Source organism: Enterobacteriaceae endosymbiont of Donacia dentata, assembly GCF_012570745.1.
Taxonomy (GTDB): Bacteria; Pseudomonadota; Gammaproteobacteria; order Enterobacterales; family Enterobacteriaceae.
In genome coordinates, this window is the sequence record NZ_CP046212.1 from 119,059 (window position 1) to 143,119 (window position 24,061).

Sequence of the window (24,061 nt, forward strand, 5' to 3'; positions counted from 1 at the left end):
TATTTTATTTATATAACAAATATGAAAAAAATTAATATACGTCAAGTAGTTTTAGATACAGAAACTACAGGAATGAATTTTTCTCCTCCTTATTATATAGGTCATCGTATAATAGAAATAGGAATGGTTGAAATTGTTAATCGTAATATTACTAATAATAATTTTCATACGTATTTAAATCCTGAACAAAATATAAGTCAAGATGCATTTAATATTCATGGAATTTCTAATGAATTTTTATCTAATAAGCCTATTTTTTTTGATATTGTAAATAATTTTTTAAATTATATAAAAGGGACAGAATTAATTATTCATAATGCACAATTTGATATTAATTTTTTAAATTATGAATTATCATTATTAAAAAATAATTTACCTAAAATTGAAAATATTTGTAAGATAAAAGATACACTTAAAATAGCCAGGAATTTATTTCCAGGAAAAAGAAACTCACTTAATTCTTTATGTTCTAGATTTCATATAGACAATAGTAAACGTGATTTACATGGAGCATTATTAGATGCAAAACTTTTAGCAAAAATTTTTTTGTTCATGACTACTAAACAAAATACGTTTAAATTAGAACTTTCAAAAAAAATAAATAATAATATTGATATTAAATTACCTTTTTTTTATAAAAAATTAATTAAAAAAAAAAATTTAATTATATATGCTTCTGATGAAGAATTAAAATTACATAAATTACAATTAAAATTAATTAAAAAAAAATGTGGATTTTGTTTATGGTCAAAAAAAACAACTTAAAAATAAATAAAAAAATATTGATTATTAATAATATATAAAATATAATATTAAAATATTATGGTGCGATAGTTCAGTTTGGTTAGAATACCGGCTTGTCACGCCGGGGGTCACGGGTTCAAGTCCCGTTCGCACCGTATTTTAATAAAATATTAGTTTAATCATTAATAATCCATAATACACAAGATTTTTTATATAACTCTAAATTATTTTTTAAAATATTAATTAAATCTGAGCAAATTTCTTTTTTATTTCTAAAATCATTAATCCAAAAAAAAACAGTAAAATTAATAGAATTCTTAGTAATTTCATCAACAATAACATCTATAATAGAATTTTCTATTATTTTACTATTTATCGACATAGTATCTAATATTATTTTTTTTATTATATTAACATCTTCTTGTACTAAATCACGTGAAACACCTAAAGTAATTTTATTACGATATTCATTCGCTTTAGAAAAATTTATTATGTTTTCTGTAAGAATTTTACCATTTGGTACAGATATAATACTTCCATCAAATGTCTTAAAAAGAGTACAAAAAATTTCAACATTAGTTATTTTACCAGTAACATTACCTATATTTATATAATCTCCTACTTTAAAAATACGAAAAGTAATAATTAATAATCCTGATGCCAAATTTGCTAATGCACTTTGCCAAGCTAAACCCACGACTAGACCTATAGTTCCAAATGCTGCAAAAATAGATGATGTTTTTAATCCAATACTACTTAATGCGCTAACTATTACGAATATTGTTAAACTATATTTTAAAACGTTAGAAAGAAAACCAATTGTTATTGGATCTATATTTCTAATAGTGAAAACATTTTTTATAGTTCTAGTAGCAATTTTTACTCCCCATAATCCAAAAAATAAAATCATACCAGCTAAAAAAAAATGTTCACCTTGATAAAAAATAAAAACTTTATTATGTATAATCCATGATTTTATGAAATCTAATACACTAGTAAATTTATTCATATTTTAATCATCCGTTTTATAAAATAATTTATATTCTTTTTTATAATTAAATTTTTTTATAAAGTATTAATTGCATTTAATTTCTTAAAAATTTTTTCTAATTTATTTTTTATTGAAATTTGAGATGCTCTAATCCAGGATCTTGGATCATAATATTTTTTATTAGGTTTATTTAAACCATCAGGATTACCCAACTGCTTAGATAAATATTGTTTATTTTTTTTAAAATATTCTAATATACCTTTCCATGTTGCCCATTGAATATCTGTATCAATATTCATTTTTATAACACCATATTTTATAGATTCTTTAATTTCTACTGATGAAGATCCAGAACCACCATGAAATACAAAATTTATAGGATTTTTTGTAAGATTATGTTTTTTACAAATAAAATTTTGTGAATTTTTTAAAATTTTTGGTAGTAATTTAACATTACCTTTTTGATATACTCCATGTACATTTCCAAAAGATGCTGCAATAATAAATTGAGGACTGATTAATTTTAATTTTTCATAAGCATAGTTAACATCATAAGGATCCGTGTATAATAATTTTTTAGTTAATTTACTATTATCAATACCATCTTCTTCTCCACCTGTACATCCTAATTCAATTTCTAATATAATATTCATTTTTGACATTTTTTTTAAATATTTACTACAAATTTGAATATTATCTACAACAGATTCAGTAGATAAATCTATCATATGAGAAGAAAATAAAGGTTTTTTGTATTTTAAAAAATATTTTTTATTTTCATTTAATAAATTATCAATCCATGATAATTTATTTTTAGGACAATGATCAGTATGTAAAATTACTGGTATACCGTAATATTTAGCAATTTGATGTACATGTTTTGCTCCAGATATTGCTCCAATTACAGAAGCTAATTCAGGATTAACATTTTGTAATCCTTTACCTGCAATAAAAGCAGCACCTGCATTAGAAAATTGAATAATAACTGGAGATTTTACTTTAGCTGCAGTCTCTAAAACTATATTAATAGAATCAGTACTAATACAATTAATTGCAGGTAATGCAAAATTATGTTTTTTTGCTATTTTAAAAATAGTTTGTATATCATTACCAAAAATAACACCAGGTTTTACATAATTTAAAATTTTAGACATATACCTACCTTATTATAAATTTTCATGTATAATTATTATTTTAATTTTTAATTTTAATTTTTTAGTGAAATATTTTCTAATTTTGATATAACAGGTAATTTATTACCTTCAATATATTTTAAAAAAGCACCTCCACCAGTAGAAATATAAGAAATTTTATTAAAAACATTAAATAATTCTATGGCAGATATAGTATCTCCTCCACCTACAATTGAAAAAATATTATTATTATTAATAATGGCATTAATTATTTCTTCAGTTCCTTTACTAAAATTTTGGAATTCAAAAACTCCAACAGGTCCATTCCATAATACAGTTTTTGCTTTTTTTAATTCATTTTTTATTATATTAATTGTTTTATCTCCTATATCGAGAATTTGTTCATTTCTTAATATTTTGTTTATTTTTTTTATTTTTACTGAAGTATTATTTGAAAATGAAGTACCTACTCTACAATCAACTGGAATAATAATATTTTTATATTTTTTTATTATTTTTTGTGCTAATAAAACACTATTTGGCTCATATAATGAATTACCAATATCATTATTTAATGATAATATAGTATTTGCTATACCTCCTCCAACTATAACTTTATTTGATAATTTTGCTAATTTTTTTAAAATATTAAATTTTGTAGAAATTTTAGAACCACCAATAATGGAAATTATTGGTTTTTTAGGATTTTTTAAAAATTTTTTTAAATTTTTTATTTCATTAATTAATAACATTCCTGCACAAGATTGTTTAGCAAAATTCATAATTCCATAAGTAGAAGAATGCATACGATGTGATGTAGCAAATGCATCCATGACAAATATGTCACATAAAGAAGCATATTTTTGGGATAATTTTTGATTATTATTTTTTTCACCAATATTAAAACGTACATTTTCTAAAAGTATTATTGTATTTTTTTTAAAATGAATTCCATTCAAATAATTTTTTTCTAAAATTACTTTATAATGTAAAATTTTTTCTAAATAAATAGCGATATTTTTTAAAGAATATAAAGGATTATATTGACCTTCAATTGGTCTACCTAAATGAGAAGCTAAAAGAATTTTAGCTCCTTTCTTTAAAGCATATTGAATAGTAGGTAATGATAATTTAATTCTAATATCAGAAATAATATTACCTTTTAAATCAATTGGAACATTGAAATCAGATCTAATTAATAAAGTTTTATTTTTAATATTGATATCTGAAATATTTAACATAAGTAAATTAATCCTATACTTTATAAGTAAAAATAATTTATTAAAATTAACTTAAAATTTTTTTTATTTTTGAAATAATATTTTTTGTAGTAAAACCAAATTTATTAAATAATGTGTTAGCAGATGCTGAATATCCAAAACTATCTACTCCAATAATATCACCATCTAAACCTACATATTTATACCAATAATTTTTTGATCCAGCTTCAATAGCTATTTTACATTTAATATTACTAGGTAACACATGATTTTTATATTCTTTTGTCTGTTTATCAAAAACATCAGTAGATGGCATAGAAACAACTCTAATTTTATACTTTAAAATAGATAATTTTTTATACACTTCTATTGCTAAAGGAACTTCAGAACCAGTAGCTATTAATATAATTTGAGGGTTACTATCTGAACAATCTTTTAATATATATCCACCATATGATATATAGGATATTTTATTTTTATTTCTTTCTTGTGTAGGTAAATTTTGTCTAGATAAAACTAAAATAGTAGGATTATTGATATTTTCTATAGCTTGTTTCCAAGCTATAGCCGTTTCAATTTTATCACATGGACGCCAAATACTTATATTAGGAATTAATCTTAAACTAGATAATTGTTCTATAGGTTGATGTGTAGGACCATCTTCACCAATTCCAATAGAATCATGTGTATAAATCATAATATTTCTAATTTTCATTAAAGCAGCCATTCTTATGGCATTACGACAATAATCTGAAAAAACTAAAAAAGTAGCAGTATAAGTAATAAAACCATTATATAATGCTATTCCATTAGCAATTGCAGTCATACCAAATTCTCTTACCCCATAATAAATATAATTTCCATTTTCAATTTTATTAATTGGTTTGGAATTTTTTAAGATAGTTAAATTACTACTAGATAAATCAGCAGAACCTCCTAATAATTCTGGTAATAATTGAGAATATTTATTTAAAATATATTGAGATGATTCTCTTGTAGAATAATTTGTATATTTTTCATTTATTTTATTAATAAATTTATATGTTTCATTATTCCAGTTATTAGGAAGTAAATTTTTTAATCTTCTTTTTAATTCTATAGTTAAATTAGGAAATATATTAGAATATTCTTTAAAATTATTTTTCCATTTTAATTCTTTTATACTACCTATATTTTTTGCATTCCATTTATTATAAATTGATATAGGAATTTCAAAAGGTTTATAATTCCAATTTAATTGTTTTCTTGTTAAAATAATTTCTTTTATTCCTAAAGGAGATCCATGTGCAATATTTTTCCCAGATTTATTAGGTGATCCAAAAGCAATTATTGTATTGCAAATTAATAAAGTTGGTTTATTTTCTTTTAAAGATTTAGCTTGTTTTATAGCTGTATCTATACTTTCAAAATTATGTCCATCTATATTAGATATAACATTCCATTGATAAGATTCAAATCTTTTTTTAGTGTCATCACTACACCATTCTTTTGTATTACCATCAATAGATATTCCATTATTATCATAAAAAACTATTAATTTTTTAAGTTTTAATGTACCTGCTAAAGAACATACTTCATGAGAAATTCCTTCCATTAAACATCCATCACCTATAAAAACATAAATATAATGATCAATTATATTATAGTTTGGTCTATTAAATTGAGCAGCTAAAGTTTTTTCTGCAATAGCCATACCAACAGCGTTAGCTAATCCTTGCCCTAAAGGTCCTGTGCTAGTTTCAATACTAGGAGTACAACCAAATTCTGGATGTCCAGGAGTTTTAGAATATAATTTTCTAAAATTTTTTAAATCTGATATTGTTATATCATAGCCAGTTAAATGTAATAAACTATAAATTAACATAGAACAATGTCCATTTGATAATATAAATCTATCACGATTTATCCATTTAGGATTATTAGGATTATGATTTAAATGATTACGCCAAAGTACTTCTGCTATATCTGCCATACCCATAGGAGCCCCAGGATGTCCAGAATTAGAGTTTTGTATAGCATCTATACTTAAAAATCGAATTGCATTCGCAAGATCTCTTCTAGAAGGCATTATTACTCCTGAATTTTTATTCAAAAATTATTTTATGAAAATATTATTTATATAAAGAAATATATACTTAAAATGTTTTAAAATCTATTTATTATAAATTTATAATTTTTATATATATTTTTATTAAAAAAATATATACTAATGATATATGATGTTTATTCTTATAATAATTATATAATGAGAGTTTGAATGACAGAATATTTATTTACTTCAGAATCAGTATCAGAAGGACATCCAGATAAAATAGCAGACCAAATTTCTGATGCTATATTAGATAATATAATAAAACAAGATATAACTTCACGTGTAGCATGTGAGACATATATTAAAAATAATATGGTATTAATTGGTGGTGAAATTACAACTAAAGCTAAAATAAATATAGAAATTATTACTAGAAATACTATAAAAGAAATAGGATACACTGATCCTAAAAAAGGTTTTGATGCAAATACATGTACAATATTAAATATTATAAGTAAACAATCAAAAGATATAAAAAAAGGAATAATTTCTAATTCAGATAAATATAATCAAGGAGCAGGAGATCAAGGTTTTGTATTTGGTTATGCAACAAACGAAACAGATGTTTTAATGCCTGCTCCTATTACATATGCACATAAATTAGTATATCAACAAGCAAAAATTAGAAAAAAAAGAATTATATCATGGTTAGAGCCAGATGCAAAAAGTCAAGTTACTTTTAAATATAAAAATAATAAAATTATTTATATAGATTCTGTAGTATTATCTACACAACTTTCTAAAGAAATACCATATAAAAAATTACAAGAAGCTATCATGGAAGAAATTATTAAACCAGTATTACCTAAAATATGGATTAACAAAAAAACTAAATTTTTTATTAACCCATCTGGACGTTTTATTATAGGAGGTCCAGTTAGTGATTGTGGTTTAACAGGAAGAAAAATTATTGTAGATACTTATGGTGGTATGGCTAGACATGGTGGTGGAGCTTTTTCAGGTAAAGATCCTTCTAAAGTAGATAGATCTGCTGCTTATGCAGCTCGTTATATAGCAAAAAATATAGTTGCTTCATCTTTAGCATCACGTTGTGAAATACAAATTGCATATATTATTGGAATTTCTAATCCAATTTCAATAATGGTAAATACATTTGGTACTGGTAAAGTATCTAATACTAAATTAGTATCTTTTATAAAAGAGATATTTGATTTAAGACCATTTAATTTAATAAAAATGTTAGATCTTTTAAAACCAATATATCAAAAAACTGCTTCTTATGGACATTTTGGAAGAAATATTTTTTCATGGGAACAACTTAATAAAGTAGATGATTTTAAAAATATTTCTGGTATTAAATAAAAATAAAATAATAAAAATGTTTTATAACTTTTAAAAAATATATTTCTATTTTATATAATTCATTTTATTACGTTATTTTTTAAATTTTTTGTAATCCAACAACTTTTTCATTAGATTTTGTATTTATTACAATTACACCTTTAGTATTACGTCCAATAATACAAATTTCAGATATATTAATACGAATTAATGTTCCCATATTTGTTATCAAAATAATTTGATCTTTATTTATTACTGGTAATGATCCTACCATTTTCCCATTTTTTGAACTAATTTTCATTGAAATAATTCCTTTTGTTGCTCTGGATTTTACTGGAAACTCTTTATTATTAGTACATTTACCATATCCATTTTCTGTGATAGTAAAAATATTATTTTCAAATTTATTTTGAATAACTATTAATGAAACTACACTATCTTTTTTTTTATTAGATATTTTAATTCCTTTTACACCCATTGTATTTCTTCCCATAGTTCTAACTTTAGATTCATCAAATTTAACTACTTTACCTAAATTAGTAAATAACATAATTTTATTATGTTTACTAATTAAAGATACTCCTATTAAACTATCATTTTTTCTTAACTTAATTGCAATAATTCCATTACGTCTTGGATTACTAAATTTAGTTAAATTAGTTTTTTTTACATTTCCTTGTAAAGTAACCATAAATAAATTCATATTTTCTGTATAGTTATTAACTATAAGAAAATTAGTAATAATTTCATTATTTTTTAAAGGTATAATATTTATAATAGGTCTTCCTTTAGAATATCTACTTGCTTCTGGAATATTATATACTTTTAACCAATATAAACGTCCTTTATTAGAAAAACATAAAATATTATCACGAGTATATGCTACTAATATTTTAGAAATAACATCATTTTCTTTTAATTTAATTGCTAATTTACCTTTTCCTCCTCTATGTTGTATATTATATTCAGTAATTTTTTGATATTTTATATATCCTTGATAAGATAATGTAATAATTACTTTTTCATCGTTAATTAAATCTTTTGTTTTAATTATAGAATTATTATCTAAAATAATTTTTGTCTTTCTTTTATCTCCAAATTCTTTTTTTATTAAAATTAATTCATTATATATTACTTCCATTAAATTTTTATAATTTTTAATTATTTTAATTAATTTTGAAATTTTATTTATTAAATATTGGTATTCTATACATAATTTTTTATGTTCTAAATTAGTTAATTTATTTAATTTTAATTCTAAAATAGATTTAATTTGTGTATAACTAAAACGATAATTATCATTAAATTTTATTAAGTTAGAATTTGTTAGATAAATATTTAAAATTTCTTTTTTTTCTAAATTAAATATTTTTAATTTATTTGGAATTTTCCAAGATTGTGAATATATTTCATTTTTTACATTTTCTAAAATTTTAGAAGAACGTATAATTTTAATAATTTTTTCTATATTTAATAATGCAACTATTAAACCCTCTAATATATGTGCTTTATTTCGAGCTTTTTTTATTTCATAAAAAGTTCTTTTTGTAACAATTTCACGACGATGTGAAATAAATGCTTTAATAATATTTTTTAAAGACATTACTGTAGGTTCTCCTTTATATAAGGAGACCATTTTTATACTAAAAGAAATTTGTAAAGATGTTAATGAATATAAATTATTTAAAATGACATTTGTTGATATATCTTTTTTTATTTGAATTATAATTCTTATTCCATCTTTATCTGATTCATCTCTTAAAGTTTTAATTCCTTTAATTTTTTTTTCTTTTATCAAATTAGCTATTTTTGCTATTAATTTAGCTTTATTTACTTGATAAGGAAGTTCATAAATAATAATTGTTTTATAATTATTTTTTTTATTTTTAATAATTTTATTTCTTCCACGAATAAAAATTTTTCCTTTACCTGTTTCATAAGCATTTTCAATACCACTAATACCACATATAATACCAGCTGTAGGAAAATCTGGACCAGGAATGTAATTCATTAATTCTTTAACAGTAATATTATTATTTTTAATATATGCTAAACAAGCATTAATAACCTCAGTAATATTATGAGGAGGAATATTAGTTGTCATACCAACAGCTATACCTGAAGAACCATTAATTAGTAAATTAGGTATTTTTGTAGGCATAATTTCAGGAATTTTTTCTGTACCATCATAATTAGGTAAAAAATTAACTGTATTTTTTTCCAAATCATTTATAATTTCTTGAGCTATTTTCGTCATTTTAATTTCAGTATAACGCATAGCAGCAGCAGAATCTCCATCAATAGATCCAAAATTTCCTTGTCCTTTTATTAAGGTATATCTTAATGAAAATGATTGAGCTAATCTAACAATTGTATCATAAACAGCATTATCTCCATGAGGATGATATTTCCCTATAACATCACCTACTATTCTTGCTGATTTTTTATAAGGTTTGTCCCATGTATTTCTTAAAATATACATAGCGTATAATATACGTCTATGTACTGGTTTTAATCCATCTCTTACATCTGGTAAGGCTCTTCCTACAATAACAGACATTGCATAATCTAAATAAGAATTTTTTAATTCTTCTTCAATATTAATTGATTTTATTTCTTTAACGAAAGAATTCATGTAAATAAATATCCTTTAAAACTTAATTACATAAGTTATATATTCATTATTTTATTTATAAATAATTGTATTAGTTTATATATTACATATATTAACATGTAATACATTTATTTATTTTTAAAATATTTTTTAAAATTTAAAAAATATTATAATTTTCTAATTGTTTAATTTTTTTTTTCGCTTGACTAATAACTTCTTCGGGAATTCCAGCTAAGGATGCTACAAATAAACCATAATTTTTATTAATTGATCCATTTTTTATTTTATATAAAAAAACAATAGAATTATTTAATTCTATTGCATCAAAATATACATTTTTTATATATTTTATTTTAATTGCTAAATTAGTTAGTTCAATATAATTAGTTGCAAATAATGTAAGTGATTTAATTTTTTTTGCTATATTTTCAGCACAAGCCCATGCAATTGATAATCCATCACATGTAGAAGTTCCACGACCTATTTCATCCATCAATACTAAACTTTTATGAGTTGCATTTCTTAAAATATTTGCTGTTTCTATCATTTCTACCATAAAAGTAGATAAACCAGAAGAAATATCATCTGTTGATCCTATTCTAGTAAATATTCTATCTATTGGTCCTATAATAGCTTTATCAGCAGGTACATAACTACCTATATATGTCATAATAATAATTAATGCAATTTGACGCATATAAGTACTTTTTCCTCCCATATTAGGACCTGTTATTATTAATATATTATTATTGATTGTTAATAATACATCATTTGATATAAAAGATGATTTTACAATATTTTCTACAACAGGATGTCTGGAATTAGTTAAAGATATCCCTATTTTATCATTAATAATAGGACAAGTATAATTTAAAGTTAAAGATCTTTCAGCTAAATTACATAATACGTCTAATTCTGATAAAAATAATGCTATTTTTTGTAATTTTTTTAAATAAGGATTAATATAATCAAATAATTCATAATATAATAATTTTTCTAAATTAAATAATTTTTCTTTAGAATATATAATATTTTTTTGATATTTTTTTAATTCAGGAATAATATATCTATTAAAATTTTTTAAAGTTTGAATTTGAATATATTTATTTGGTAAATTTATATTACAATTTTTACTAATTTGTATATAGTATCCATGAATTGTATTAAATCCTATTTTTAATTTATCTATTTTTAATAAGTTACGTTCTTTTTGTTCTAAAAGAAATAAATATTTTACTGCATCTTTTGAAAATATTCTTAATTTATCTAAAGATGAATTATATCCTGTAGCAATAACATTTCCTTCTCTTAATAATAAAGAAGGTTTTTCCTTTATTGATTTTTCTAATAAATTTCTTAATTTAATAAATAATCCTAAATTTAAAATTTTAGATTTTATTTCACAATTTTTTATTTTTTTTAAAATTTTATGAAAATAAGGTAAATAATTTAATGTTTGTCTTAAAGCCACTAAATCATTTGGTTTAGCTGTACGTAATGCTAATCTAGCAATAATTCTTTCTATATCACCTATTTTTAATAATATTTTTTTAAAATTTAAAAAATATTTTTGTAATATAGAAATATTTTTTTGTCTATCTAAAATAATATTTACATTACGTATAGGATTATTTAACCATCTTTTTAATAATCTACTACCCATTGTTGTAGTAGTATAATCTAATATTTTAATTAAAGTATTATTTTTATTTCCTGAAATACTATGAATAATTTCTAAATTTTTACGAGTATTTTCATCCATAATAATTTCATCATTATGATTTTCTAATAAAATATTATTAATATGAGGTAAACATACTTTTTGTGTATCTTTTACATATTGTATTAAACAACCTGCAGCTCTAATAGCTATAAATGATTTTTCAATACCAAAACTTTTTAAATTTTTTGTACCAAATTGCATATTTAATTGTTGAAAAGCTGTATCAATATCAAATTCCCATAATGGTCTACGTCTGATACAATTTCTTTTTTCTATTAATTGTATATCCTGAAAATTTTCAGGATATAATAATTCAGTAGGATTAGTTCTTTGTAATTCTCCAGCAATTATATTATAATCTTTATTTTCCATAATTTTAAAATCACCAGAACTAATGTTTAGTGTAGCATAACCAAAACCAAATTTTTTATCTTGATAAATGGCTGCTAATAAATTATCAACATAATTATTTAATAAAATATCATCACTAATTGTTCCTGGAGTAATAATACGTACTACTTTTCTTTTTAAAATTTTTTTTTTTTTATATAATGTATTTTTCTCTTTTATCTGCTCACAAATAGCTACTGATTCTCCCAATTTTACTAATTTTAATAAATAGTTTTCTACACTATTAACAGGAACTCCTGCCATAGGAATAGATTTACCATTTAATTTACCTCTTTTTGTTAAAACAATATTTAATAATTTCGATGCTTTTTTCGCATCATCATAAAACATTTCATAAAAATCTCCCAACCTATAAAATAACAAGATATTTGGATATTGTTTTTTTAATTTAAAATATTGTTCCATCATAGATATAGACATATTTGTATATAATTTATAATATATAATTTTTTTAAGATTTTAATCTATATAATTTTTTATTAAAATATTATTCATCATCATTATTATCATTATTACCAATAATACGTAATATTACAAAAAATAAATTAATAAAATCTAAATATAACATAAGTGCTCCGATAATAGCATATCTTCTTAAATTATCTTTATCATTTATATTTATACTAATTTTTTTGGCAATATTTTTTAATTTTTGAGTATCATAAGCTACAAGTAATGTGAATAAAATTACACTAATATAATTTATTACAGATGAAAAAAAACTATTTTGTAACCATAAATTTATAAATGATGCTATAATTATACCAAAAATACCCATTATAACAATATTACCTAAATTATTTAAATTTTTTTTTGTAAAATATCCCCAAATACACATAGATAAAAAAGTAAATGATGTAGTAATAAATGCTGTAAAGATAGTATTTTGATTATATATAGAAAAAATTCCTGCAGTTGTTAAACCAGTTAATGAAGAATAAAACATAAATAATGTAGTTAATACTCTTCCAGATAATCTATTTAAAAGATTAGAAATTATAAAAACTAATATAAATTGTAAAAAACATAAACTTAATAAAATAAATTTATTATTTAATAAATAGTTTACAACTTGAATTGTATTAGATACATACCAAGAAACAAATGCAGTTAACAATAAACCACAAGACATCCATCCATATACTTGTCTAATATATTTTTGTATATAATATTTTTCTTTTTTTAATGTAGTACTTTTAAAATTTGGATATTCTATCATAAAATTATACCTTTTAAAAAAATTTAACCAAATTTTTAAATATTTTATATTTTAATATTACTACGAATTATTTTAAATTAAAATAAATAAAATAATATTTTATTATATTATAATATATAAAATATATAATAATAAAAATACACATTCATATAATGAATCATATACCAGTTTTATTAAAAGAATCCATTAATAGTTTAAATATTAAAAGTGATGGAATCTATATAGATGCAACTTATGGTTGTGGAGGACATACTAAATTAATTTTATCTAAATTAGGTATTAATGGACGTATATACGCTGTAGATTGTGATATAACAACAATATTAAAATATAAAATTTTAGATAAAAGAATTATTTATATTCATAATAATTTTTCTAATTTAAAATTTATTTTAAATAATAAAATAGGGAAAATAGATGGAATTTTATTTGATTTAGGAATATCTTCATTTCAATTAAATAATCCTAAAAGAGGATTTTCTTATATGTCTAATGGTCCATTAGACATGCGTATAAATCAAAATCAAAATATTAATGCTTATAATTTATTACAAAAAATTAGTGAAAGAAAATTATCTGAAGTACTTAAATTATATGGTGAAGAAAAATTTCATAAAAAAATAGCATTTAATATAAAAAAATATTTGTTAAATAATAAATTAAATAATACAAAAGATTTGTCACATTCAATATGTTCTGCTTTTAAGAAAAAAAATAAATTTAAACATCCAGCTAGAAGATCTTTTCAAGCTATAAGAATTTTTTTAAATAAAGAAATAGAAGAACTTCAAAAAGCTTTAAATATTTCATTAGATTTATTAAAAAAAAATGGAATAATATCTGTTATTAGTTTTCATTCATTAGAAGATAGAATTGTTAAAAATTTTATGAAAAAAAATAGTTTACACAATAAAAATATTTTTAAAAAAATTCCATTAACTGAAATAGAAATAAATGATTTATATTATAAAAATAATAATTTAAAATTAAAAATTATTGATAGAATATTTCCTAATAAAATGGAAATTTTAAAAAATTTAAGATCAAGAAGTGCAATATTACGTGTTGCAAAAAAAATATAAAAAATAATAATTTTTATTTTTTATAAATATTTTAAAAGTTAATTTTATATATAATAAGGATATTACAATTGATTAATTATAAAGTAAGTTTACAAAAATTATTAAATAATTATATAAGTCATGATATAATAAAAAATGTTTTAATAAATAAAATTATTTTAGATAGTAGAAAAATTAAAGGGGAAAATTGTCTTTTTATAGCTATAAAAGGACATAAAGAAGATGGTAGAAATTTTATAGAACATGCTATTAAAAAAGGTGCTGCTGCAGTATTAACATATTCAGATAATATTACATATTATTATAAAATTTTTTTTAAAAAAAAAATTCCTATAATTTATTTACCTAATTTACATAAATATATTTCATATTTTGCAGGAATTTTATATAAAAATCCAAGTAAAAAAATACCAGTTATAGGAATAACAGGAACTAATGGGAAAACAAGTGTAACAAATTTTTTAATGCAGTGGTTACATTTTTTAAAAAAAAAACCAGCTATATTAAGTACTATAGGAAATGGTTTTTATAAAAAATTAATACAAACACATAATACAACTGATTCTGCTGTAGAAATACAATCTACATTAAAAAAATTTATAGATAAAAAGGCTGATATTGTTATCATGGAAGTTTCTTCACATGGTATAAATCAATTTAGAGTAGCAGATATAATATTTAATATTGGAATTTTTACAAATTTAAGTAGAGATCATTTAGATTATCATTATAATATGAAAAATTATGAATTATCTAAATGGAATTTTTTTTCAAAACATAAAGTTAAAAAACAAATTATAAATATTGACGATAATATAGGATATAAATGGTTTAAAAAAATACCTAATGCTATAGCTGTTACTACAAAACGAAAAATTATATATAAATCAAATTTATTTTTTCAAGTAAAAAAAATAATTTTTTTAAAAAATAAAACAATTATTTTATTTAAATCTAGTTGGGGTAATGGAAAAATAAAAATAAATCTTATAGGTTATTTTAATGTTTTAAACATTATTTTAAGTATGACAACATTATTAAGTTTAAAATATCCCTTAAAAAAATTAATAAAAACAGTATCAAAAATATATCCAGTTAAAGGACGTATGCAAAAAATAATTTTTCAAAAAAAATCTATTCCTAACATTATTATTGACTATGCTCATACTCCTGATTCATTAAAAAATGTACTATTAACTATAAAATTATTTTGTAAAGGGAAAATATGGTGTATTTTTGGATGTGGAGGAGAAAGAGATATTGGAAAACGTCCTATAATGGGAAATATAGCAGAAAAATATGCAAATTATGTAATTTTAACAAGTGATAATTCTAGAACAGAAAATGTAGTAAAAATTATTAACGATATTAAAAAAGGATGTAAAACATTAAAGAATGTTTATGTTATTTTAGATAGAACTCAAGCAATTAGTTATGCCATATTTAATTCTCATAAAAAAGATACTATTTTAGTTGCAGGTAAAGGCCATGAAAATTACCAAATTATTGGTAATAAAATTTTAAATTATTCAGATTTTAATACTATAAAAAAAATACTAAAAAAATATTAAAAATATAAAATGACTAAATTCATTAATTTAAAATTATTATCTAAAATAGTACATGGAGTATTAATAGGTAATAATATTAGAATATTAAATTTTTCAATAAATAGTAAAATAATTAAAAAAAATTGTATGTTTATTGCAATTTGTGGAAAAAAATTTGATGGACATAATTTTATTAATAATGCCATTAATAATGGAGCATTAGCTTTATTGGTAAATAAATATATAAATATTAATATTCCTCAAATAATTGTATCAGATACTATTTTAGGATTAGGGAAAATAGGTTTATGGAAAAGAATGCAGTTTAAACATAAAGTAATAGGGATTACTGGTTCTTCAGGAAAAACATCAGTTAAAGAAATGACAGTATCTATTTTAAAAATAAAAAATAAAATTATTTATACGCAAGGAAATATGAATAATAATATAGGAGTTCCTTTAACCTTATTAAGGTTAACAAATAAATATAAATATGCTGTAATTGAAATAGGTGGTAGTCATACTAATGATATTTCATATAATAGTAATTTAGTTAAACCTAATATAGCATTAATTAATAATATCTCAGTTTCTCATTTAGAAGGATTTCATTCATTAAATAATATTATTAAAAGTAAAAGCAAAATTTTTAATTTTTTATCAATAAAAGGAACTATAATTATTAATTATGATGATTATAATCAAAAAAAAATTTTAAAAAAAATACTTAATAATCATAAAAATGTTTATACCTTTTCTATAAATAATAACAAAACTGATTTTTTTGCTGAAAATATAAAAATACTACAAGATAAAATTAATTTTAAATTAAATACACCTATTGGTAAAATATTAATTACCCTATTACTTATAGGGGGAGGGATTCATAATGTTAGTAATGCACTAGCATCTGTTGCATTATCTTTTTCATTAGGTGTTTCATTAAATGAAATAGCTAAGGGTCTAAAAAATTTTAGACCTATTATAGGAAGAATGTACCCAATTATTCTTAGTAAGAATCAATTAATTATAGATGATACATATAATGCTAATCCTAATTCTGTTTTTACAGCTATTAATATACTTAAAAATATGCCTAATAAAAAAATTTTAGTTATTGGAGATATGTTAGAATTAGGATCATATACTTTATTTTATCATTATAAAATTAGAAATCTAATTTTAAAATCTAATATAGATTATATATTTAGCATTGGTAGATATAGTAAATATATTACTGAAAAAAATATGAGAGCAATACATTTTGAAAAAAAAAAAATGTTAATAGATAAATTACTTTTAATAATAAAAAATTTAAAAAATTATACTATTTTATTTAAAGGGTCACGTAATAATAAAATGGAAATTTTAATTAATAATTTACTGAAAAAATTAAAATGTTAATAATAATATTTAAATATTTTAAATATTTTTATATAAAATATTTAAATTATTTTTTTATAAGTTTAAAATTTCGTTCTATAATGACACTATTAACATCATTTTTTATAACTTTTTATTTAATTCCATTTTTTATTTGTTTTTTTAATAAAAATAAAATTTCTCAAATTATTAGAACTAATGGTCCTATAACTCATTTTAAAAAAAATAATACTCCCACAATGGGAGGAATAATTTTATTATTATCTATTTTTTTATCTGTAATTTTTTGGTCTAATTTATCAAATAAATATATTTTTTATATAATTATTAGTACAATGTTTTATTCTTTTATAGGATTTATAGATGATTATTACAAAATAATTTTTAATAATACAAAAGGTTTAACTCCATATAAAAAAATTTTTTTTCAATCAATTATTACAATTATAATCATATTTATTTATTATAATAATTCTGAAAAATTATACTTTAAACAATTAACTATACCCTTTTTTAATAAGATAATTAAATTTCATTTAAATAAAATCATATATTTTATAATTATATATTTAATTATTATAGGAATTAGTAATTCTGTAAATTTAACAGATGGATTAGATGGATTAGTAATTATGCCTATAATATTTATTTCCTTAGGATTAGCTATCTTAAGTTATTTTACAGGAGATATATATTATTCTAAATATTTTAATATTCTTTATATAAAAAATACAAAAGAATTAATTATTATATGTTTCTCAATCATTGGATCAGGATTAGGTTTTTTATGGTTTAACACGTATCCAGCTAAAATTTTTATGGGAGATGTAGGATCTTTATCTTTGGGATTTATTATATCTATAATTTCTATTATTATCAAACAAGAATTTTTATTTCTTATAATGTGTGGTATATTTATATTAGAGTCTGTTTCTGTAATAATTCAAGTTATAAAATTTAAATATAATAAAAAAAGATTTTTTTTAATGGCTCCTTTACATCATCATTATGAATTAAAAGGATTAAAAGAACCTTGTATTATTGTTAGATTTTGGATTATATCATTAATATTAGTTTTATTTTCTTTAATTATAATTTAATTTAATAAATACTGTAAAATGAATAAAAAAATAGTTATTATTGGATTAGGTATAACAGGTATTTCATGTGTAAATTTTTTTTTAAAAAAAGGATTAATACCATTTATTATAGATGAAAATTTTAATTTAGATTTTATAAAAAAAATACCATCATATGTACCAATACATTTAGGTTCTTTAAACAAAGAATGGATATTGAATGCTAATTTAATTATTTTAAGTCCTGGTATTTCGATATTTCATCCCTTATTATTAAAAGCAAAAAAAAAAGGTATTGAAATAATAGGAGATATAGAATTATTTTCTCGCTATAATAAAACACCTGTAATAGCTATTACAGGTACTAATGGTAAAAGTACTGTTGTTAATATGCTTAGTCAAATTATGAAAAAAAATAATTTTAATATTAGTATTGGAGGAAATATAGGTTATCCTGTTTTAGATTTATTATCTATTAAAAGAGATTTTTATATTTTAGAAATATCTAGTTTTCAATTAGAAACAATAAAAAAATTTAATATATATATAGCCTTAATTTTAAATATTTCACAAGATCATATGGATAGATATCCTTTAGGAATTAAACAATATCGTGATTTTAAATTAAAAATTTATAATAATGCTTCCTTTTGTATATATAATATAGAAAATAAATTATGTTATCCTAAATTTTTTCATAAAGAAAAAAAATATATAACTTTTGGTAAATTTAATGGTCAATATAAATTATTTTTTGATAAAAATATGACATATTTAAAAATAAATAATAAAAAAATTTTAAATTTTAATAAAACAAAATTAATAGGAATTCATAATTATTTAAATTTTTTAGCTGTTTTAGCTATTACAGATATATTAAAAATTCCTAGAAAAATATCTTTAAAAGAAATAAATAATTATAAAAATATGGATCATATTTTACAAATTATACATAAAGAAAATGGAATTACTTGGATTAATGATTCTAAATCTACTAATATTAGTAGTACTATAGTAGCTTTAAAATATTTATATAAAAAAAAAAAAATTTGGTTATTATTAGGAGGATATGATAAAAATTGTGAATTACATTTATTAAAACAATATTTAAAAAATAAAAATAATATTATTATCTATTGCTTTGGGACATCTAGTAAAAAGATATTATCTTTATTTACTAAATCAATAAGAGTAAAAACAATGTTTGAAGCTATAAAAAAAATAATAAAATTAGTAAAATATGGAGATATAGTATTATTATCTCCTGCTTGTTCTAGTATTGATCAATTTAAAAATTTTAAACATCGTGGTAAAGAATTTATTCAATTAGTTAAAAAATTATATCAAAAATAATATTTTTTAATATATTATATTATTTGTATATTTTAGTGTATATTAAACAAATATTTTAAAATATAAAAATGAAAAAAAAAATTATTATAGTAGCTGGAGGAACAAGAGGACATATTAATCCTGCTTTAAATATAGCACATAAATTAATTAAAAAAGGATGGAAAGTTCGTTGGTTAGGATCGTCATCAAGAATGGAATCTAAAATTATTCCTAAAAAAAAAATAAATATTTATTTAATTGAATTTTTTAAATTTGAAAATAAAAATATTTTTTCAATAATTAAAACTATAATTAAATTAATTATATCTACTTATAAATCAATTATAATTTATAAAAAATATAAACCTAATTTAATATTAACTATGGGCAATTATATTTCTGGACCTAGTGGTTTAGCTGCATGGTTATGTCAAATTCCTTTAGCAATACATGAACAAAATAATGTACCAGGGATAACCAATAAAATTTTATCTAAAATAGCAACTATAAAAATGCAAGCATATCCTAATACATTTAAAAATGGAATATTAGTAGGTAATCCTATTAGTAAAAAAATTATTAAATTATCTTTATATAAAAGATCTATTATAAAAATTCATAAACCAATTCATTTATTAATTACTGGTGGTAGTCAAGGATCAAATATAATAAATAAAATAGGGGTAAAATTATCAAAAATTTTAAAAAATGAAGTATTAATTTTACATCAAGTAGGTAAAGGAAATTTGAAAAAAATTTATAATAAATATAAAAAAAATAAAATAAATAATTTTATATTAAGAGAATATATAAAAAATATACATAAAGCATATAAATGGGCAGATATAATTATATGTAGATCAGGAGCTATGACAGTTAGTGAAATTACTGCAGTAGGATTACCAGCTATTTTTATTCCTTTTCAACATAAAGATAAACAACAGTATTTTAATGCTATAAATTTAAAAAAAATAGGAGCTGCTAAAATTTATGAACAAAATAATTTAAATATAAATAGTATTATAAATACTATATTATCTTTAAATCAAAAAAAAATAATAAATATGTCTAAAAAATCCTATAATTTATCAATTATTAATTCTACAGAATTAATTTATAAAGAATTAAATAATATAAAAATTAATTAATTTAATATTTTAAAAATATGAAATGTAATATATATAAAAACAAAAATATATATCAAATACCAAAAATGACAAATATTCACCATATATATTTTATTGGTATTGGTGGTTCTGGTATGAGTGGTATTGCTAAAATATTAGCAAAACAAGGATATAAAGTTAGTGGTTCAGATTTATTAAATAATTTTAATATACAAAATTTAATTTCATTAAATATAAAAATATATTTGAATCATAATGAAAAAAATATTATAAATAATAATATAGATTTAATTGTAGTATCTAATGCTATTAAAAAAAATAATCCAGAATTAATTATTGCAAAAAAATTAAATATTATTGTAATTAATAGAATACAAATGTTAGCAGAATTAATGAGATTTTCTTATGGTATTACAGTAACAGGAACACATGGTAAAACAACTACTACTGCAATAATATATAAAATATATAAATTAGCTGGTTTAAATCCAACATTTATAAATGGTGGAATTTTAAAAAATTCTAAAGAATATTCTTATTTAGGTTCAAGTAAATATTTTATTACTGAAGTAGATGAAAGTAATAAATTTTTTTTAAATTTAAGACCAATTATTAATGTAATTACTAATATTGAAAATGAACATTTAGAATATTATAATAATAATATTAAAATTTTAAAAAAAACATTTTTAAAATTTTTAAAAAAAATTCCATTTTACGGATGTATAGTTATTTGTATAGATAATAAAAATAATTATAATTTAATAAAAGAAAATAGAAATTTTTTAAAATCAAAAATTATTACTTATGGTTTTCATAAAAATGCTGATATTAGATTAATAAATTTCTCTCAAAATACTTATGGAAGTAAATTTTATATATTAGACAAAAAAAATTTTTTAAATTTAAAAGTAAATCTAAAAATTTTTGGCTATCATAACGCATTAAATGCAACAGCTGCTTTCATAGTATCATCTTATATTGGATTAAAATATTCAATTATTTTAAAAACATTAAAAGAATTTGAAGGTATAAAAAGAAGATTTGATATTTTAGGTATTTTACCTTATTGTAATAAAACAAATACAAAAAAAAATACAATAATTATTGATGATTATGGACATCATCCAACCGAAATAAATGTTACTATTAAAACTATACGTAGTATTTGGCCAAATAGAAAATTAGTAATGGTTTTTCAACCTCATCGTTTTTCAAGAACTTTAAATCTTTTAGATAAATTTGTTAAAATTTTATCTAAAGTTAATATATTATTTTTATTAGAAATTTATTCTGCAGGAGAAAATCTTATTAAAGATATTAATAGTAAAAATTTATGTAAAAAAATAAAAAAATTAAAATTAATTTCTCCTATTTTAATTAAATCAAATAATTATAATAATATTACAAATATTATATTTAAAAAATTAAAAGGAAATGAAATATTAATTTTTCAAGGTGCTGGAGATATTAATAATATTTCATCTTTTTTTATTAAAAAAAATTTAAAAAATAAAAATTAAATAATAAAATTATGTCTGAAAAAATAGCTGTTTTATTTGGAGGAAATTCACAAGAAAGGGAAATTTCATTAAAATCAGGTAAAAATATTTTAAATGCTTTATTAAAAGTAGGTATAAACGCAATTGGAATAGATCCAATAAAATTTCCATTATTATATTTAAAAAAATATGGATTTACTAAAGTGTTTATATCTTTACATGGTAAAGGTGGAGAAGATGGTACTTTACAAGGAATATTAGAATATTTAAATATTCCTTATACTGGAAGTGGAATATTATCTTCTGCAATAACTATGAATAAATTTATTACAAAAACTATATGGAAAGCACATGGATTACCAGTATATCCTCATTTTTTATTAACAAAAAAAAATTTTATTAAATCAAATTATTTAAAAATAAAAAAAAAAATTTTAAAATTAACTTTACCTATTTTTATAAAACCTAATTGTAATGGATCTAGTTTAGGTATTTTTAAAGTTAATCATATAGATGATATTTTTAATACAATAGAAAAATCATTTATATATAGTAATAATCTTTTAATTGAAAAATATATAAGAGGAACAGAATATACAGTAGGAATTTTAAATAAAAAAATTTTACCACCTATAAAAATAGAATATGTAAATTCTTTTTATAATTATCAAGCAAAATATTATGCAAATAATACAAAATATTTTTGTCCAAGTGGATTAAGTAAAAAAAAAGAACAAGAATTATCAAATATAGTATTATACGCATGGAATGTTGTAAAATGTACTGGATGGGGTAGAGTTGACGTTATTTTAGATAATAATAATAATTTTCAATTATTAGAAATAAATACTATTCCTGGAATGACATCACAAAGTTTATATCCAATAGCTGCTAAAACAGCAGGATTATCTTTTTATGATTTAGTTATTAAAATTTTAAATTTAAATTAAGAAAAAAATTTTTATATTAAATACTATATTTTTGTTAATTGAATAAATTTTTTTATTATAATACGTAATTTTATAGAACTCTTTTTGGATAAATTTAATAATAGTTTAGCACTATATTTACTTAAAATTTTTTTTTTAAAGTTAAATTTATGATTATAATTATTAATTAATGTTGTTTTAAAAAAAACAGGATTAATTTTAAAATCAATTTTTTTAAGGGAAGGAATAATATTTTTTTTTAAAAAAAATATAAGATTATCCCTTTCAGATAAAAATTTAATAATATAATTAGAATTATATAATTCTAAAATTAAAATATTATTTTTAATATTTTTAATATTATAACAATTATGTAATTCAACAGGTAAATATTTTTTGATAAATTTATTAATTTTTATTAAAATAATTGTATGTATATATATTTTATATAAAATTTTTGTATGAGGTGAGGAATATTTTTGTTGAAAAATTTTATTAATCAATAATAATTTATTATTACGCATGAAATTTATCCTTTAAAAAATTTTAAAATGGATATTTATTATACCTTTAATTAAAATAATTATTTAATAATGTTTATTATATTAAAATTATATTTTATTAATAA

At 19.7% G+C, this 24,061-nt stretch carries 17 protein-coding genes, 1 tRNA gene and 1 pseudogene; 11 read left to right on the forward strand and 8 right to left on the reverse strand.

The window, feature by feature from the left end; all coding sequences use genetic code 11:
* Window positions 1-21 precede the first annotated feature (21 nt).
* On the forward strand, window positions 22-765 hold the full coding sequence (dnaQ, locus tag GJT90_RS00615) for a DNA polymerase III subunit epsilon (protein WP_168919973.1): 744 nt from the start codon (window positions 22-24) through the stop codon (window positions 763-765).
* 59 nt (window positions 766-824) lie between these two features.
* Window positions 825-899, forward strand: a tRNA-Asp gene (locus tag GJT90_RS00620).
* 20 nt (window positions 900-919) lie between these two features.
* On the opposite strand, the gene GJT90_RS00625 is transcribed toward GJT90_RS00620, so the two are convergent.
* The 4 genes from GJT90_RS00625 to tkt are packed head-to-tail and all read right to left on the reverse strand — an operon-like array spanning window position 920 to window position 6,156.
* Window positions 920-1,753: a mechanosensitive ion channel domain-containing protein gene (locus tag GJT90_RS00625; RefSeq protein WP_168919974.1), complete on the reverse strand. Its 834-nt coding sequence runs from the start codon at window positions 1,751-1,753 to the stop codon at window positions 920-922.
* Between the two features lie 56 nt (window positions 1,754-1,809).
* Complete coding sequence (gene fbaA / locus GJT90_RS00630; protein WP_168919975.1) at window positions 1,810-2,889, reverse strand: class II fructose-bisphosphate aldolase; 1,080 nt, start codon at window positions 2,887-2,889, stop codon at window positions 1,810-1,812.
* A gap of 53 nt (window positions 2,890-2,942) precedes the next feature.
* Window positions 2,943-4,109 carry a phosphoglycerate kinase gene (locus GJT90_RS00635; RefSeq protein WP_168919976.1) on the reverse strand — a complete coding sequence of 389 codons (1,167 nt, stop codon included), beginning with the start codon at window positions 4,107-4,109 and terminating at the stop codon, window positions 2,943-2,945.
* A 46-nt stretch (window positions 4,110-4,155) separates the two neighbouring features.
* On the reverse strand, window positions 4,156-6,156 hold the full coding sequence (tkt, locus tag GJT90_RS00640; RefSeq protein WP_168920251.1) for a transketolase: 2,001 nt from the start codon (window positions 6,154-6,156) through the stop codon (window positions 4,156-4,158).
* A gap of 189 nt (window positions 6,157-6,345) precedes the next feature.
* On the opposite strand from tkt, the gene metK reads away from it, so the two are divergent.
* Window positions 6,346-7,503 (forward strand): methionine adenosyltransferase, encoded by a 1,158-nt coding sequence (gene metK / locus GJT90_RS00645; RefSeq protein WP_168919977.1) that lies wholly within the window; start codon window positions 6,346-6,348, stop codon window positions 7,501-7,503.
* Between the two features lie 79 nt (window positions 7,504-7,582).
* Here the strand turns inward: metK and gyrA are convergent, their stop codons facing one another.
* From gyrA to GJT90_RS00660, 3 genes and pseudogenes are all read right to left on the reverse strand, one after another.
* Window positions 7,583-10,117, reverse strand: coding sequence for a DNA topoisomerase (ATP-hydrolyzing) subunit A (gene gyrA / locus GJT90_RS00650; RefSeq protein ID WP_168919978.1), 2,535 nt, complete (start codon window positions 10,115-10,117; stop codon window positions 7,583-7,585).
* 151 nt (window positions 10,118-10,268) lie between these two features.
* Window positions 10,269-12,650: pseudogene (mutS, locus tag GJT90_RS00655) on the reverse strand (DNA mismatch repair protein MutS); the annotation flags it as partial.
* A gap of 67 nt (window positions 12,651-12,717) precedes the next feature.
* A complete protein-coding gene (locus GJT90_RS00660; protein ID WP_168919980.1) occupies window positions 12,718-13,449 on the reverse strand; it encodes a Bax inhibitor-1/YccA family protein in 732 nt (243 codons plus the stop codon).
* Window positions 13,450-13,601: 152 nt separating this feature from the next.
* On the opposite strand from GJT90_RS00660, the gene rsmH reads away from it, so the two are divergent.
* From rsmH to GJT90_RS00700, 8 genes are all read left to right on the forward strand, one after another.
* Window positions 13,602-14,531, forward strand: coding sequence for a 16S rRNA (cytosine(1402)-N(4))-methyltransferase RsmH (rsmH, locus tag GJT90_RS00665; protein WP_168919981.1), 930 nt, complete (start codon window positions 13,602-13,604; stop codon window positions 14,529-14,531).
* A 68-nt stretch (window positions 14,532-14,599) separates the two neighbouring features.
* Window positions 14,600-16,102 carry a UDP-N-acetylmuramoyl-L-alanyl-D-glutamate--2,6-diaminopimelate ligase gene (murE, locus tag GJT90_RS00670; protein ID WP_168919982.1) on the forward strand — a complete coding sequence of 501 codons (1,503 nt, stop codon included), beginning with the start codon at window positions 14,600-14,602 and terminating at the stop codon, window positions 16,100-16,102.
* A gap of 9 nt (window positions 16,103-16,111) precedes the next feature.
* Window positions 16,112-17,485, forward strand: a complete 1,374-nt coding sequence (locus GJT90_RS00675) for a UDP-N-acetylmuramoyl-tripeptide--D-alanyl-D-alanine ligase (protein ID WP_168919983.1) — start codon at window positions 16,112-16,114, stop codon at window positions 17,483-17,485.
* On the forward strand, window positions 17,479-18,564 hold the full coding sequence (gene mraY, locus GJT90_RS00680) for a phospho-N-acetylmuramoyl-pentapeptide-transferase (protein ID WP_168919984.1): 1,086 nt from the start codon (window positions 17,479-17,481) through the stop codon (window positions 18,562-18,564). The genes GJT90_RS00675 and mraY overlap by 7 nt, the downstream gene beginning before the upstream one ends.
* An 18-nt stretch (window positions 18,565-18,582) precedes the next feature.
* Window positions 18,583-19,896: a UDP-N-acetylmuramoyl-L-alanine--D-glutamate ligase gene (gene murD / locus GJT90_RS00685; RefSeq protein ID WP_168919985.1), complete on the forward strand. Its 1,314-nt coding sequence runs from the start codon at window positions 18,583-18,585 to the stop codon at window positions 19,894-19,896.
* A gap of 68 nt (window positions 19,897-19,964) precedes the next feature.
* Window positions 19,965-21,023, forward strand: coding sequence for an undecaprenyldiphospho-muramoylpentapeptide beta-N-acetylglucosaminyltransferase (murG, locus tag GJT90_RS00690; RefSeq protein WP_168919986.1), 1,059 nt, complete (start codon window positions 19,965-19,967; stop codon window positions 21,021-21,023).
* 17 nt (window positions 21,024-21,040) lie between these two features.
* Window positions 21,041-22,525 carry a UDP-N-acetylmuramate--L-alanine ligase gene (gene murC / locus GJT90_RS00695; protein WP_246223058.1) on the forward strand — a complete coding sequence of 495 codons (1,485 nt, stop codon included), beginning with the start codon at window positions 21,041-21,043 and terminating at the stop codon, window positions 22,523-22,525.
* 11 nt (window positions 22,526-22,536) lie between these two features.
* Window positions 22,537-23,454, forward strand: a complete 918-nt coding sequence (locus GJT90_RS00700; protein WP_168919987.1) for a D-alanine--D-alanine ligase — start codon at window positions 22,537-22,539, stop codon at window positions 23,452-23,454.
* 23 nt (window positions 23,455-23,477) lie between these two features.
* Here the strand turns inward: GJT90_RS00700 and GJT90_RS00705 are convergent, their stop codons facing one another.
* Window positions 23,478-23,957, reverse strand: a complete 480-nt coding sequence (locus tag GJT90_RS00705) for a hypothetical protein (RefSeq protein ID WP_168919988.1) — start codon at window positions 23,955-23,957, stop codon at window positions 23,478-23,480.
* Between the last annotated feature and the right edge of the window lie 104 nt (window positions 23,958-24,061).

Bases quoted from the DNA above. Each gene is read 5' to 3' on its own strand.
- dnaQ (WP_168919973.1), top strand. From the start codon at position 22: ATGAAAAAAATTAATATACGTCAAGTAGTTTTAGATACAGAAACTACA.
- GJT90_RS00625 (WP_168919974.1), bottom strand. From the start codon at position 1,753: ATGAATAAATTTACTAGTGTATTAGATTTCATAAAATCATGGATTATA.
- fbaA (WP_168919975.1), bottom strand. From the start codon at position 2,889: ATGTCTAAAATTTTAAATTATGTAAAACCTGGTGTTATTTTTGGTAAT.
- GJT90_RS00635 (WP_168919976.1), bottom strand. From the start codon at position 4,109: ATGTTAAATATTTCAGATATCAATATTAAAAATAAAACTTTATTAATT.
- tkt (WP_168920251.1), bottom strand. From the start codon at position 6,156: ATGCCTTCTAGAAGAGATCTTGCGAATGCAATTCGATTTTTAAGTATA.
- metK (WP_168919977.1), top strand. From the start codon at position 6,346: ATGACAGAATATTTATTTACTTCAGAATCAGTATCAGAAGGACATCCA.
- gyrA (WP_168919978.1), bottom strand. From the start codon at position 10,117: ATGAATTCTTTCGTTAAAGAAATAAAATCAATTAATATTGAAGAAGAA.
- GJT90_RS00660 (WP_168919980.1), bottom strand. From the start codon at position 13,449: ATGATAGAATATCCAAATTTTAAAAGTACTACATTAAAAAAAGAAAAA.
- rsmH (WP_168919981.1), top strand. From the start codon at position 13,602: ATGAATCATATACCAGTTTTATTAAAAGAATCCATTAATAGTTTAAAT.
- GJT90_RS00675 (WP_168919983.1), top strand. From the start codon at position 16,112: ATGACTAAATTCATTAATTTAAAATTATTATCTAAAATAGTACATGGA.
- mraY (WP_168919984.1), top strand. From the start codon at position 17,479: ATGTTAATAATAATATTTAAATATTTTAAATATTTTTATATAAAATAT.
- murD (WP_168919985.1), top strand. From the start codon at position 18,583: ATGAATAAAAAAATAGTTATTATTGGATTAGGTATAACAGGTATTTCA.
- murG (WP_168919986.1), top strand. From the start codon at position 19,965: ATGAAAAAAAAAATTATTATAGTAGCTGGAGGAACAAGAGGACATATT.
- murC (WP_246223058.1), top strand. From the start codon at position 21,041: ATGAAATGTAATATATATAAAAACAAAAATATATATCAAATACCAAAA.
- GJT90_RS00700 (WP_168919987.1), top strand. From the start codon at position 22,537: ATGTCTGAAAAAATAGCTGTTTTATTTGGAGGAAATTCACAAGAAAGG.
- GJT90_RS00705 (WP_168919988.1), bottom strand. From the start codon at position 23,957: ATGCGTAATAATAAATTATTATTGATTAATAAAATTTTTCAACAAAAA.